Origin of the sequence: Caballeronia sp. AZ10_KS36 (genome assembly GCF_023631105.1) — a bacterium.
In the GTDB taxonomy this organism is placed as follows: Bacteria; Pseudomonadota; Gammaproteobacteria; order Burkholderiales; family Burkholderiaceae; genus Caballeronia.
The window spans coordinates 474,745-488,223 of record NZ_JALQDQ010000001.1 but is presented as its reverse complement, the minus strand read 5'-3'; the positions used below and the strand labels follow the sequence as shown (position 1 = coordinate 488,223).

The 13,479-nt window shown below is 66.4% G+C and carries 15 protein-coding genes; 2 read left to right on the top strand and 13 right to left on the bottom strand.

The annotated features are described in order from the left end of the window. Positions 1 to 111: 111 nt before the first annotated feature. The 3 genes from lipA to NCR35_RS02305 form a co-directional block, all read right to left on the bottom strand. On the bottom strand, positions 112 to 1,116 hold the full coding sequence (lipA, locus tag NCR35_RS02315; RefSeq protein WP_244847745.1) for a lipoyl synthase: 1,005 nt from the start codon (positions 1,114 to 1,116) through the stop codon (positions 112 to 114). Next, positions 1,113 to 1,916: a lipoyl(octanoyl) transferase LipB gene (gene lipB / locus NCR35_RS02310; protein WP_250532864.1), complete on the bottom strand. Its 804-nt coding sequence runs from the start codon at positions 1,914 to 1,916 to the stop codon at positions 1,113 to 1,115. The genes lipA and lipB overlap by 4 nt, the downstream gene beginning before the upstream one ends. Positions 1,917 to 1,987: 71 nt before the next feature. Then, positions 1,988 to 2,314: a DUF2917 domain-containing protein gene (locus NCR35_RS02305; protein ID WP_175939120.1), complete on the bottom strand. Its 327-nt coding sequence runs from the start codon at positions 2,312 to 2,314 to the stop codon at positions 1,988 to 1,990. A gap of 123 nt (positions 2,315 to 2,437) precedes the next feature. Here NCR35_RS02305 and NCR35_RS02300 point away from each other — a divergent pair, with 123 nt between their 5' ends. Further along, the gene (locus NCR35_RS02300; protein WP_250533000.1) at positions 2,438 to 3,397 is read left to right on the top strand and encodes a transcriptional regulator GcvA; all 960 of its coding nucleotides are present in this window, start codon (positions 2,438 to 2,440) and stop codon (positions 3,395 to 3,397) included. Here the strand turns inward: NCR35_RS02300 and NCR35_RS02295 are convergent. From NCR35_RS02295 to NCR35_RS02250, 10 genes are all read right to left on the bottom strand, one after another. Beyond that, complete coding sequence (locus NCR35_RS02295; protein WP_175939118.1) at positions 3,381 to 3,695, bottom strand: DUF493 family protein; 315 nt, start codon at positions 3,693 to 3,695, stop codon at positions 3,381 to 3,383. The two genes, NCR35_RS02300 and NCR35_RS02295, sit on opposite strands and share 17 nt — an antisense overlap. A 10-nt stretch (positions 3,696 to 3,705) precedes the next feature. After that, entirely contained in the window at positions 3,706 to 4,623 is a 918-nt protein-coding gene (locus NCR35_RS02290; protein ID WP_250532863.1) for a D-amino acid aminotransferase, read from the bottom strand. A 31-nt stretch (positions 4,624 to 4,654) separates the two neighbouring features. After that, positions 4,655 to 5,887: a D-alanyl-D-alanine carboxypeptidase family protein gene (locus NCR35_RS02285; RefSeq protein ID WP_250532999.1), complete on the bottom strand. Its 1,233-nt coding sequence runs from the start codon at positions 5,885 to 5,887 to the stop codon at positions 4,655 to 4,657. A gap of 460 nt (positions 5,888 to 6,347) precedes the next feature. Then, positions 6,348 to 6,974: an alpha/beta hydrolase gene (locus tag NCR35_RS02280; RefSeq protein WP_250532862.1), complete on the bottom strand. Its 627-nt coding sequence runs from the start codon at positions 6,972 to 6,974 to the stop codon at positions 6,348 to 6,350. A gap of 11 nt (positions 6,975 to 6,985) precedes the next feature. Continuing rightward, positions 6,986 to 7,315: a (2Fe-2S) ferredoxin domain-containing protein gene (locus NCR35_RS02275; protein ID WP_250532861.1), complete on the bottom strand. Its 330-nt coding sequence runs from the start codon at positions 7,313 to 7,315 to the stop codon at positions 6,986 to 6,988. A gap of 224 nt (positions 7,316 to 7,539) precedes the next feature. Further along, positions 7,540 to 8,718 (bottom strand): VanZ family protein, encoded by a 1,179-nt coding sequence (locus tag NCR35_RS02270; RefSeq protein WP_244847736.1) that lies wholly within the window; start codon positions 8,716 to 8,718, stop codon positions 7,540 to 7,542. Positions 8,719 to 8,767: 49 nt separating this feature from the next. Further along, positions 8,768 to 9,412, bottom strand: coding sequence for an ABC-type transport auxiliary lipoprotein family protein (locus tag NCR35_RS02265; protein WP_250532860.1), 645 nt, complete (start codon positions 9,410 to 9,412; stop codon positions 8,768 to 8,770). 34 nt (positions 9,413 to 9,446) lie between these two features. Then, on the bottom strand, positions 9,447 to 10,406 hold the full coding sequence (locus tag NCR35_RS02260; protein WP_250532859.1) for an MlaD family protein: 960 nt from the start codon (positions 10,404 to 10,406) through the stop codon (positions 9,447 to 9,449). A gap of 30 nt (positions 10,407 to 10,436) precedes the next feature. Then, on the bottom strand, positions 10,437 to 11,312 hold the full coding sequence (locus NCR35_RS02255; protein ID WP_244847733.1) for an ABC transporter ATP-binding protein: 876 nt from the start codon (positions 11,310 to 11,312) through the stop codon (positions 10,437 to 10,439). Positions 11,313 to 11,316: 4 nt separating this feature from the next. Next, entirely contained in the window at positions 11,317 to 12,444 is a 1,128-nt protein-coding gene (locus NCR35_RS02250) for an MlaE family ABC transporter permease (protein ID WP_250532858.1), read from the bottom strand. A 117-nt stretch (positions 12,445 to 12,561) separates the two neighbouring features. On the opposite strand from NCR35_RS02250, the gene NCR35_RS02245 reads away from it, so the two are divergent. Then, entirely contained in the window at positions 12,562 to 13,470 is a 909-nt protein-coding gene (locus NCR35_RS02245; RefSeq protein WP_250532857.1) for a biotin--[acetyl-CoA-carboxylase] ligase, read from the top strand. Positions 13,471 to 13,479: the final 9 nt, after the last annotated feature.

Sequence of the window (13,479 nt, the reverse complement as noted above, 5' to 3'; positions counted from 1 at the left end):
CCCGGCCCTGCGGTCACTCAATCGACGGCTCGTGCGGCGCTGAGAGAACAACCGGGGCGCCATCGACTGTCCGCGCGAGCGCGTGGTTTTTACGATGCCCCCGCACGACGATCAAACCACCCCCGCCCCGTGCGCCTGCACATCCGCGTGATAACTCGACCGCACCATCGCGCCGACGGCCGCATGCGTGAAGCCCATCTTGTACGCTTCTTCCTCGTACATCTTGAACGTATCCGGATGCACGTAAGCGCGCACCGGCAGATGGTGCTCCGACGGCTGCAAATACTGGCCGATAGTCAGCATATCGACGTCGTGCGCGCGCAGATCGCGCATCACCTGAAGAATTTCCTCTTCCGTTTCGCCCAGGCCGACCATCAGGCCCGACTTCGTCGCGACTTCCGGATGCAGCGCCTTGAAGTCCTTCAGCAGCTTCAGCGAATGGTGATAGTCCGAACCCGGACGCGCCTCCTTATAAAGACGCGGCACCGTTTCGAGGTTGTGGTTCATCACGTCGGGCGGCGCGGCGGTCAGAATATTGATCGCGCGATCCAGACGCCCGCGAAAATCCGGCGTCAGAATCTCGATGCGCGTTTCCGGCGAATGCTCGCGCACCTGGCGGATGCACTCCACGAAGTGGGCCGCGCCGCCGTCGCGCAGATCGTCGCGGTCGACGCTCGTGATGACCACATACTTCAGCTTCAACGCGCCGATGGTGCGCGCGAGGTTCAGCGGCTCCTCGGGATCGAGCGGATCGGGACGGCCGTGGCCGACATCGCAGAACGGGCAGCGGCGCGTGCACTTGTCGCCCATGATCATGAACGTGGCCGTGCCCTTGCCGAAGCATTCGCCGATATTCGGGCAGCTCGCTTCCTCGCAGACGGTGTGCAGGTTGTGCTCGCGCAGAATCTGCTTGATCTCGTTGAAACGCGAATTGCCGGTCGCCGTGCGCACGCGAATCCACTCGGGCTTCTTCAGCTTCTCGATCGGCACCACCTTGATCGGAATGCGCGATGTCTTCGCCTGCGCCTTTTGTTTCGCGGTGGCGTCGTAGGGCGCGGGGATCGTCGGGGAAGCGGGAGCGGTGTCGCCTGCCAGGTTTGCGGTTGCGTCAGTCATTCGGTTGATCCGGTAGATGCAGCGGGACGGCTCGCGCCGTCTTGCGGTTGAGCGGCGGCGCTCGGCGTGCCGTCGATCTGATGCGCCAGTCTTTCGGCGAGCGTGAGTGCGACATCGCGCCAGCCGGCCACGACGCCGAGCGTCGCCATGTCGACCGTTTCGAGTCCCGCGTAGCCGCACGGGTTGATCGCGAGGAACGGCCGAAGGTCCATCTTCACGTTCAGGCTGACGCCGTGATAGCTGCAGCCGTTGCGGATCTTGAGCCCGAGCGCGGCGATCTTCGCGCCATTATGCAGTTGGTGCAAACGAACGTTCGCGCCGCGCTGCGCCTGAAGCGCGGACGGCGCGGCGACGTAAATGCCCGGCGCGCCCGCCTTGCGGTCGGTCGCCAGATTATACGTTGCAAGCGTTTCGATCACGGCCTCTTCGATACGGCGCACCATCTCGCGCACCATGAGCTTGCGACGGCGCAAGTCGATGAGCAGATACGCGACGATCTGCCCCGGCCCGTGATACGTGATCTGCCCGCCGCGGTCCACCTTGACGAGCGGAATGCCGCTGTCGGCCAAGAGCAGATGCGCGGGATCGCCCGCGAGACCGAGCGTGAAAACCTGCGGATGCTCGACGAGCCAGATTTCGTCCGGCGTGTCGGGCGTGCGGGCGTCGGTGAACGCGCGCATCGCGTCGAAACTCTCGCCGTACGGTTCGAGGCCGCGCCAGCGCAGAATGACGTCGCCGGGCAAGTCGATGGCAGGCTCGGAGATAAGCTCGGTAGAAAATGCAAGCGGCGTGGCGGACATGATCCCGGTAGTTTACCGAAATCGCTCGATGCCCGCCGGCCGTGAAGACGAAGATGGACCGATGCGCACGGTCAGACGGTGCGCCAGCCGGCGCGAAAACGCAGCGCGAGCCGCTCGATGCGCGCGGACAGCCAACGAATCGCGCGCTCGTCGCGACGCGGCACGATGGTGAACACGACGCGCGCGGGCTTCTCGCCTTCCGCCGAAAGCCATAGGCGTTCGCGTTCGCGCAGGTTCAGCCGGTCGCCAGGCGCGAGCCAGTAATCCTCGATGTCGTTGCTGCGTGTCGCCCAGACCGGGCTGCCGTGCACGGTGAGCCGCGTGCCGCGCGCAATGCGCATCGGCACGGTTTCGCCGGGATTGATTTCGAACGTGACGCTTGTTGATATTTCTCGCATGATCGACTCCGCCAACGGAACGTTTCGATGACTACAATCGTAGGCGTAGCAAGGCATCGGGCAAAACGATCAATTTTCACCGCTATGTGAGCCGCATTGACAAACGCATCCGCGAACATCCACATGGACCTGCGCCAGCTTCCCGCGCTGAACGCGCTGCGGGCCTTCGAAGCCGCCGCCCGTCACGAGAGCTTTTCGCGCGCCGCCGACGAGCTTTTCGTCACGCACGGCGCGGTCAGTCATCAGATACGCGCGCTGGAGGCCGAACTGGGCGTGGCGCTTTTCGCGCGCGACGGCAAGCGCGTGCGCCTCACCGACCGCGGCCGCCAGTACGCGGCGGATGTGCGCGCGGCGCTCGTCGCGCTCGCGGAATCGACGCGGCGCATGCGCTCGGGCGACCGGGACCGGCGGCTCGTCGTGTCCATGCTGTCGTCGTTTTCGGCGCGCTGGCTCACGTCGCGCGTGGGCGGTTTCATCGAAAAGCACCCGGAATTCGACCTGGAACTGCTGTCGACGAACGCGCTTACCGACTTCAGCCGCGACGACGTGGACGTGGCCATCCGCTTCGGCTATGGCAAATATGCGGGCGTGCACGCGGAGCCGTTGCTCGACGAAGTGTTTTTCCCGGCGTGCTCGCCGCGCTTCAACGGCGGCGCGCTGCCGCGCGTGCCGGCCGATCTCGCGAACATGCCGCTTCTGCGCTCCGGCGACGAGCTATGGCGCCCGTGGTTCGACGCAGCGGGCCTGCCGGACATGCCGGAGCCGAAACGCGGCGTCTTGTTCGAGGATTCGTCGAATTTGCTGCAGGCGGCCATCGATGGCCAGGGGATCGCGCTCGTGCGGCGCTCGCTCGCGATGCAGGAAATCATCGACGGGCGGCTCGTGAGGCTTTTCAATGTGGATGGTCCGAGTCCGTGGACCTATTACTTCGTGTGTCCGCCGGAGTTGCTGGCGACCAAGCGCGTGCAGGCGTTTCGGGAGTGGATCTTCTCCGAAGCGGAGAAGTTCAGGCAGCTTTACGAGCGCACGCCCGCCGCGTGCGATGCGCCCGCCGCCGCAGGCAATCTCAGAGCACTACCTTGACCATCGGGTGGCCGGTGAGCGCGCGATAGATGTCGTCCAGATGCGCGCGGTTCTGCGCGCGCACCGTGCACGTCAGGCCGGTGTAGTTGCCGCCGGACGACGGTCGCGCTTCGACACGCGTGACGTCGAACGCGTTGTCGAACTCGCGGATCACGGTGACGATGGTGTCCTGAAACTCGGGATGCGACTTGCCCATCACCTTGATCGGGAAATCGCAGGGGAAATTGAACAGCTCGTCGGTGCTGCTGGCCTGCGTCGGATCGGCCGACTGCGGCTTCGAATCGAATGAATCGGACATGGGTTTCTCCTTAACCGGCGCGTCCCGCCTGCTGCGCGAACTCGCGCGACTTCGCCCGCTGGTAGGCGTCATACAGCGCAGCATAGACCGGGCCGGGACGCCCGTTGCCGACGGCCTGGCCGTCGAGCGTCGTGATCGGCATGACTTCTTTGGTCGCCGAGGTGATCATGATTTCGTCGGCGGCGCGCAGTTCGGCCTCGGTGATGTCGCGTTCCTCGAACCGAATGCCCGCCTCGGCCGCGAGCTCCTCGACCAGTCCGTACCGGATGCCTTCGAGAATGCGCGGGCCGCGCGGCACGCCCAGCAGCGCACCGTCCTTCACTACCCACACATTTGAGGACGATCCTTCGGTAAGCAAGCCGTCGCGCAACTGAATGGTTTCGAGCGCGTCGTTTTCCGCCGCGTGCTGCGCCATCAGCACGTTGCCGAGCAGCGAAACCGATTTGATGTCGCAATGCAGCCAGCGCTTGTCCTCGGCCGTCACCGCGACGGCGCCTTGCGCGCGGCTCGCGGCGCTCGGCAGCACGAGCGGGCTCAACATCACGAAAACGGTCGGCGTGATGCCGGCCGGGAACGCGTGCCCGCGCTTTTTCGCGACGCCGCGCGTCACCTGAATGTAGACGAGGGCGTCGCCCGGACCGGCGTTCGCGTCGATCGCGCGGGCGATGAGCGCGCGCCAGCCGGCGTCGTCGAACGGATTTTCGATGCGGATCTTGCCGAGGCTCCGGTTCAGCCGCGCGAGATGCTGCGCGAGCCGAAACGGCAGACGCGCGCCGCCGCCCTGCGCGTAAAGCGGCACGACTTCATAGACGCCGTCGCCGAAAATGAAGCCCCGATCCAGCACCGAGATGCGCGCTTCGGAAAGCGGTCCCCACTCGCCGTTCAGATAGACCGTCGGGTTGAAGTCGTCGGCTTGGCTTTGGCTCATTCGAACCGCTCCGTTGGAACAGAAAACGCGATTACTTCTTCTTTTGCCACATCAGCAGGGCGGAATCCCACAGGCGGCCGAAGAGACCGGCTTGCGGCACGTCCTGCAACGCGACGAGCGGGAACTGCGCGACGTCCTTGCCGTCCGCCACCATGCGCACGGTGCCGATCTGCTGGCCCTTCTTGATCGGCGCGATCAGCAAATCGTTGCGCGTGATAGTCGGCTTGACCTTGTCGCCCAGGCCCTTCGGCACCGTGATGTATTGATCCGTCTCGACGCCCGCCTGCACGTTGTCGGAGGCGCCCTTGTACACGCGCGGCGATTCGATCACCTGATTGGCCTTGTAGAGGCGCAGCGCGTCATACGCGGTGTAGCCGTAGTTCAGCATCTTGAGGCTGTCCTGCACGCGCGCCGATTCCTTCGGCTCGCCCATCATCACGGCGACGAGACGGCGGCTCGCGTCCGGCATGCCCGGCAGCGAACGCTTGGCCGTGGCGATCAGGCAATAGCCCGCCGCTTTCGTGTGACCGGTCTTGAGACCGTCGACGCTCGGATCGAGCCACAGCAAGCGGTTGCGGTTCGGCTGCTTGATCTTGTTGTACGTGAACTCCTTCTCCGAGAAGATGCTGTAGTACTCGGGGAAGTCGCGGATCAGGCGCGTCGACAGCACGGCGAGGTCGCCTGCCGTCGTGTAGTGCTGCGGATCGGGCATGCCGTTCACGTCCGCATAGTGCGTGTGCTTCATGCCGATGCGTTGCGCCGCGCCGTTCATCAGATTGACGAAGTTGGCCTCGCTGCCACCGACGAGTTCCGCGAGCGCGATGGCCGCGTCGTTGCCCGACTGGATGATCATGCCGTACACGAGGTCATGCACCGTGACCGGCTTGTTCGCCTCGATGAACATGCGCGACTCGTCAGTCCTCACGCGGCGCACGGCCTCGGTCGGCATGACCGTCTGGTCCATGTTGATCTTCTTGGACTTGAGCGCGTCGAAGACGAGGTACGCGGTCATCAGCTTCGTGAGCGACGCCGGCTCGACGCGTTCATCCGGATTGCCGGATGCGAGCACCTGATTGCTCGTGGCATCGACGAGCACCCACGAATGCGCCGTCACCGCGGGCGGCGGCACCTGCGCGAACGCGCTCGCGGCAGCGAGCACGGCCGGCAGCACGACGGCCGCCTTGAATGCGCGGCGGTGAATGGCGGTAGTGGAAACGAAAGCGGAGACGGGCGAAACAGAAAGGCCGGAAGGGAAAAAGCGCATAGGATCGGTCGGCAGAAAGAGCATCGGCGCTCCGCCCGGGATGATCCGAAAGGCGGCGAAGCGCGGGTTGAACAGGCAGACCGTTCATGCCGGTCGCGCTCTTCGCCTGCTGGCGGAAACGGGCACGCGGGGGTGCCGCGGCGAAGGAGCGCACATTCGACAGACGGCCGCGCCATCGGTTCTCAAACGTTTGTTCTCGAACGTCGCATGGGCCGGCAAAGAGCCGGCGCTCTGGCGTCGGGCTTTCGCCGCAGCGTCGGGTCACAGCGTGCGAGCGCAACGTTGTGACGCGAAATCGCGGCGAAAAAATTCTGCGCCATTATACGCGCGGCCAAGAGCGCGATTACGGCGAATCTGCGCGAATCCAGCGCCCATTCGCGCTTTTTCAGGAGATGCCTTAAGCGAAAAGTCGATTCCCGATGACCGCGCGAGCCGGCGCGCGGCGAAAGCCTTCGGAAGCCTAACGCCAGGCGTCGACGATCACGCGCTTGAGAATATGCAGCTTGCGGTGGAAGAAATGCTCGCCGCCCGGAATGACGACGACCGGCAGTTCCTGCGGCCGCGCCCAGTCGTAGACGGAGGCGATGGGCACGGTATCGTCCACTTCGCCATGAATCACGAGCGTGTTCTCGGGGACGGGCGCCACTTCCCAGCGGCTTGCCGCCGTGCCGACGAAGACCATGCGCTCGATGGGTTGCCCGCTTTCCTGCATGCGCTTGGCGACATGCGACAGCACGAAGGTGCCGAAGGAAAAGCCCGCGAGCACGATCGGCATGTCGCGCTGACCGGGCTGCGCGCGCATGTGCTCGATGACCGCGAGCAGGTCTTCGCGCTCGCCGATGCCGTTGTCGTGCTCGCCTTCGGTCTGGCCGACGCCGCGAAAATTGGAGCGATACGTCGTATAGCCGAGCTGCACGAAGGTGCGCGCGAGCGTTTGCGCGACCTTGTTGTCCATCGTCCCGCCGAAAAGCGGATGCGGGTGCGCGACGAGGGCGATGCCGCGCGGCGCGGACTCCGTGCGATCGAGCGCGACTTCGATCTTGCCCGCCGGGCCGTCGATGAGGAATTTTTCTGTTTGCGCGTTCATGAAGACGGGCGTCAGGCGGGTTGATCGATCAGAAGACGCTCGACGATCTTGCCGTTGGCGAGATGCGAATCGACGATCTCGTCGATGTCGGTCTCATCGACATACGTGTACCAGATGCCTTCCGGATACACCACGACGACCGGCCCTTGTTCGCAGCGGTCGAGACACCCGGCCTTGTTGATGCGCACCTTGCCTTCGCCTGCGAGGCCGAGCTTCTTCACGCGCTTTTTTGCGTGCTCCTGCATGGCTTGCGCATTGCAGTTGGCGCAACTGGGACGCGAGGCGTCGGCATCGCGCTGATTCAGGCAGAAGAACACGTGGTACTTGTAGAAGGAGTCCATGAGCGTCCGGCGATGGGGGTGTCGGTCGATTATAGCGAGCGATGTCGGGGGACGTGTCGGCGGGAGTTGGCGCTTTAGCGCCTTACTCCCGCCCCATGCAGAGCTGTCGGCGGGAGTTGGCGCTTCAGCGCCTTACTCCCGCCCCATGCAAGGCGGTCGGCGGGAGTTGGCGCTTTAGCGCCTTACTCCCGCCCCATGCAGAGCGGTCGGCGGGAGTTGGCAATCTAGCGATCCCCGCCCGCACCATCTCCCCCGCCCCGCCGCCTACCCATCCACGCCCTTTCCGCCGCCGACGCCAGCCATCCCAACGCCGCATACGGCCACACCCACGCGAGCCAGTGCAGCAGCCCGTTGAAATGCAGATACCGCCCCTGCCGCCAATCCGCGAGCACGATGTCGAAGTACGGATTCACCGGCAGCAGATTCACGAGCGCGAGTCCCACGACGAGCGCCGCGCCCGCGAGCGCCGCTCGCAGCGCGCGCGGCAGCGACACGGCCAGCACGCCCGCCACCGCGCCGATCCCGATGCCTTCGAGCGCGCCGTCCGTCGCCCAGTCGAAGGTCAGCCCGGCGCGCGATTGCAGGAACGACGCGCCCGCCTTCGCAACCAGCGTCGCGACGATCAGCCCCAGCATCAGCCGGATGCGCGGCGCGCGCTCGCGCGTGAGCAGCGTGACGAGCACGAGCGCCGCGAAAAGATTCGACGACGTAATCATTGCTTCCCACGATTCGTCGGACAACAGCGCGCCGAGGCGGTCGGGCCACGTTTCTACGTCCCACGCGGCGGGCGTCCACGCGAGAATCGCGTCCTGCATCGCCGGATCGAGCGCATCCCACAGCACGCGCGGCAAGTCGCCGCCGCCGAAGAGATACGGCGCAGGAAACATCGACGCGAACGGCCACAGCGCCGACAGCCCGATCACATAGGCCGCATGCCGCTCGAACCACGTGAAGCGAATCCGCCGCAACAAGCCGCGGTCGAGCAGCGCGCTGGTCGCGGGCGCTGCGAGCACGCCGCCGATCAAAGCGCCGAGCGCATTGGCGGCGAGATCGAGGTTGGACGCGACGCGCGTCGGCAGATACGTCTGGATGGATTCCATCGCGCCCGACAACAGCGCGCCGCCCGCGAACGCCGCGCACACCGCGAGCGAGCCGCGCCAGCGCGGATACAGCGCGAGCACGATCAGCGCGCCGAGCGGCATATAGCCGAGCACGTTGGTGAGGACATCGAAGGCCGTCAGGTAACGCGGCAGCGGATCGGTCAGGAACGCGAACGGCCCGAGACCGAGCGAGCGCCATCCGGAAAACGGATACAGCGAGCCGTACACGACCAGCACCGCGTACGCGACGAGCGCCTGCCGCGAGAACGCCGACGGTCGGCGCTGCCATTGCTTGATCGTCATGAGCCGCCCAGGCGCGTCCGTTCGAGCGGAAATGCGATGAAACACGGAGTCATCGCGAAGCGGTGAGCGGCTGCGCGCCGAGCCACGCGCCCAGTTGCGCGATCAGATCGTCCGATGCCGCCGCCAGCGCCCGCGCGCCGCCTGATGCATCGGCGCTCGGCGCGGGCGCGCTCGCCGTGAACATGCGCTGCGCGATGACGCGGCCATGCTGTGTGAGCGTCGCGCGCACCGATACGACGCCATGACTCCGTTCCGGCGCATCGAAGACCTGTTCGAAGCCGGTCAGCTCGATCTCCAGCAACGGCGCGCGCACCGTGTCCGCGCCCGTGAGCACCGGGCCGCGTTGCGAGAGCGTATCGCGCAATCGCTGCGTGAGAAGCTGCGCGGGCGGCATCGTCCAGTGGCTCGTCGCATAGCTGCCGGTGCGCTGTGCATCGACGTAACTCAGGCGATAGACGAACGCGTCGGTTTCCAGATCACGCGACGCGCGCACCGCCAGCACTTTCACCGGCGGCAGCGGCACTTCGGTCGCAGGACTCGCAGGACTCGCTGGACTCGCAGGACTGGCGGCGGGCCTCGCGCCGAGGTCGTAGCGCGCGTCCGGCGTCGCGGGCGGGCTCGTCGCGCAGCCCGCGAGCATCGCGATGCAGGCGAGCGCAAGCGCCAACGGGCGTTTCAACTCAGCAAGTGACATATGATTCCTTCGTTGTCCTGTTCTATCGCCGCGTTCAGCGCGACGGATTCGCGGGCCACACGAAGCCCGGCTCGCCCGGCCCCGGCGGCATCGACGGCGCGCCGAACAGCACGCTGCGCGGACTCGCGCTGAAGGTATCGGCGGCGCGGTCGACCGAACGCGCGGCGGCGCCGAGATCTTCGGTGAACGAATAGAGCCGCGGCAATGCCTCGAAGCTCACGCGCGCCGTCACGTCGCGCAGCGAATCGTTCATGTCGGCGAGGGCTGCCGCCGCCTGCTGCGCTGCGTCGCCCGCCTTGTTCAGATTGCTCACGAACGGCCCGTTCTCGCGGTTCAGGTTCTGGATCAGCGCGTTCGTCGAAGCGAGCGTGCGATCGAGTTGATTCAGCGTCTGCGGCAGATGCGCGGTTGCGGGCGCGACCTGGCTCGCGAGCGACGCGATGCCGTCCGCCGCGCCCTTCAGGCTTTTGGTGGTGTCGAGAAGCTGATCGCGCACGTCGTCGGAGAGAAACTTGTCCGCGTCTTCCGAAAGGCGCTCGAACTTGCGCAGGATCACATCGCCGCGTTCCTGCAACTGCTCGAAAAGCCCCGGACGCATCGGCACTTCCGCGACGTGCTGCGGCGACGACGCGAGCGCGGTCGTGTCCTTGCCCGTGTCGTCGAGCTGCACGAACGCGATGCCCGTCACGCCCTGAAAGCCGAGCGTCGCGAAGGTGGAGTGCGTCATCGGTGCGTTGCGGTCGACGAGAATGCGGATGCGGATCTGCCCCGGATGCGCCCGGTCGAAGCGGATCGACTCGACCTTGCCGACGCCGAGCCCGCGATAACGCACGGCGGCATCGGTGAAGAGGCCCGTCACGTTGGTTCGCGCGATCAGGTCATACGGCACGCGCACCGTGCGGTCCACGTTGAAGAAGAACGCCGCGAACGCAATGGCCAGCACGAGCACGATGGTGAACAGCCCGGTCCAGAACGCGTGTGATTTGTTTTCCATCGGCAGGTTCCTTATCCCTATCGGGCCGGACTACTTCACGGTGATGGTGGCGTCGTCGAGCGCGGCGGCGGGCAGCTTCGCGCGGCGTTCGGGCGGCAGCGCCTGAAGCGCGCGCCGTCCGCGCCGCCCGAGAAAATACTCGCGGATGAACGGATGATCCACCGCGACCGCTTCTTCCACCGGCGCCGCGACGAGCACGCGCCGGTCCGCGAGCACGGCGACGCGCGTGGAGAGCGCGACCATCGTATCGAGATCGTGCGTGACCATGACGACGGTGAGACCGAGCGCGCGATGCAGCGTCGCGATCAGATCGACGAATTCGTCCGATGCCTTCGGATCGAGACCGGCCGTGGGCTCGTCGAGAAAGAGCAGTTCGGGTTCGAGCGCGATGGCCCGCGCGATGCCGACGCGCTTCACCATGCCGCCCGAGAGCGCGGCCGGCATCTTGCTCGCGTGCTTGCACGAGAGGCCGACCATTTCGAGCTTCAGCATCACGAATTCGCGGATCAGGTCTTCGGGAATCTTGCCGAGTTCGCGAAACGGCTGCGCGATGTTGTCATACACCGACAGCGACGAGAAGAGCGCGCCTTGCTGAAACATCATGCCGGAGCGCGTGCGCAGCATCTTCGCGGTTTCGGCGTCCATGCGCGCCCATTCCTCGCCGAGTACGCGGATCACGCCCGAGGTCGGCGATTCGAGCCCGAGAATCTGCCGCACGAGCGTGGTCTTGCCGGAGCCTGAGCCGCCCAGAAGCGCGACGATTTCGCCACGGCGCACCTCGAAGTTCAGATGCTCGTGAATCACCGTGCTGCCGTAGCGTTTGGTGACGTCGCGGACTTCGATGACCGGCTCCGCGATCGCGGGCGGCGGCTGATGGCGCACGGCGGTGGCGAGCGTCGTCGACATGGCGTCAGAGCCCCACGTTCTGAAAGAGAATGGCGAACACCGCGTCCGCGAGAATCACGACGGTGATCGACGTGACCACGGAGGTCGTCGTGCCTTCGCCGAGACTCTGCGAATTCGGCTTGATGCGAAAGCCGAAGTGGCACGCGGCGAGCGCGATCAGCATGCCGAACACGACGCCCTTGCCGAGCCCGATCCACAAATTCGCAATCGGCACGACGGACGGCAGCGAGCGGATGAAGAACGAAATGTCGATGGACAGCACGAGCTTCGCCGCGAGCGCGCCGCCCGTCAGCGCGATGATGTTGGTCCACATGACGAGCAGCGGCATGGCGACGCCGAGCGCGAGCACGCGCGGCACCACGAGGCGCAGGCCGTGCGGAATGCCCATGACCTGCATCGCGTCGAGTTCCTCGGTGACGCGCATCACGCCGATCTGCGCGGTAATCGCCGAGCCCGAGCGCCCGGCGACGAGAATCGCGGACAGCACCGGGCCGAGCTCGCGAATCACCGAGAGCCCGAGAATATTCACGATGTACTGGTTCGCGCCGAACATGCGCAGTTGCTGCGCGGACAGATAACTGAGCACGATGCCGATCAGAAACGCGACGAGCGCCGTGATCGCGAGCGCCTGCGCGCCGGCGCTATAGATGTTCGCGGAGATCTCCGTCCACGGAATGCGCCTCGGGCGGCGAACGAGGCCGACGAGATCCAGCACGAAGCCGCCGAACATGGCGAGGCCGCCGTGCAGATGATCGAAGAACGCGAAGATCAGGTGTCCGAGCCGCGTGACCGGATCGGTGCGATCGACGGCCTCGGGCTCCTCGCGCTCGGCGTCGAGCAGCGCGACGCGCTCGAAAATTTCGCGCTGCGTGTCCGACAGCGCAACGGTCGCGGGCATCTTGCGGCCCCAGATGCGCCAGAGCGCCTGCCCGCCGACGTGATCCAGCCGTTCGATCGACAGAAGATCCCACTGCCCGATGGCCTCGCGCCTGATCGCGCGCAGCCGCCGCGTGACGCCGGTTTTCGAGCGGTCACGCGCGAGCGCGAGCGCCGTCCACTGGCCCGAGAGACGGACCACCTTGCCTTGCTGACCAGCTTCCACTCGCAGGCGGGGCGGCGTGTCGAAGTTCAAGGATCGAAGGGGCGTTGGAACGCGGTTTGAGGGAGAGGGACATTGTAACGAAGGTTCGTTGCACTCCGGCGCGATCCGCCACGCGAAGGCGCCGACCCCGCCCGCTACAATATCCCGATGACCCCGACTCCCGCCTTCGCCCCCGACGCGCCCTGGCGCATCGACCGTAACCGGCTCGCCAAGCTCGCCGAGCGTCCGGCGCGCGACTGGACCATCGAGATCGTCGACGAGACCGGCTCCACCAACGCCGATCTCGTCGAGCGCATGCGCACGCTCGCCCGCGACGTCGCGCAACACGCGCCGCCCGCGCCGGTCGCGCGCATCGCGTATGCGCAGACTGCCGGGCGCGGGCGGCGCGGCCGCGCGTGGCTCGCCGAGCCGGGCAATGCGCTGCTGATGTCGGTGGGATACGTGCTGCGGCGTCCCATCGAAGGGCTGTCGGGCTTGAGTCTCGCCATCGGCACGGCCGTGCTCGACGCGCTCGCGCGGCTGCCGCTCACGCCGTCCGCGCGCCCCGCGCTGAAGTGGCCGAACGACGTGCTGCTCGACGACGGCAAGCTCGCCGGCATCCTGATCGAGACGGCGTGGAATGCGCCGGGCGCGACGGCGGTGGTGATCGGCATCGGCGTGAATCTGCACGGCGCGGAGCAGCTGGCCGCGCAAGTGGACGACGCGAACCGCCAGTCGCCGTCCGCCGCCGCCATTCCCGGTGCCGCGCCCGCCGCGCTCGCCCGCGCGTGGCCGGACGCGAATCTCACGGACACGCTCGCCGCGCTGCTGAATGCGCTCGACACGGCGCTGCCCCGCTTCGAAGCGGACGGCTTCCGGCCGTTCCGCCAGCGCTGGACCGACGCGCACGCCTACGCGGGCCGCGAAGTCGTGCTGATGGATCAGGGACAGGAAGTCACGCGCGGCGTCGCCACCGGCGTCGACGACAGCGGGCACTTGCTGATCGACGCGCCCGAAGGACCCCGCGCCGTCGCCACGGGCGAACTGTCGCTGCGGCTCGCGAAGGAGCGTCCGTGAGCGACGCGC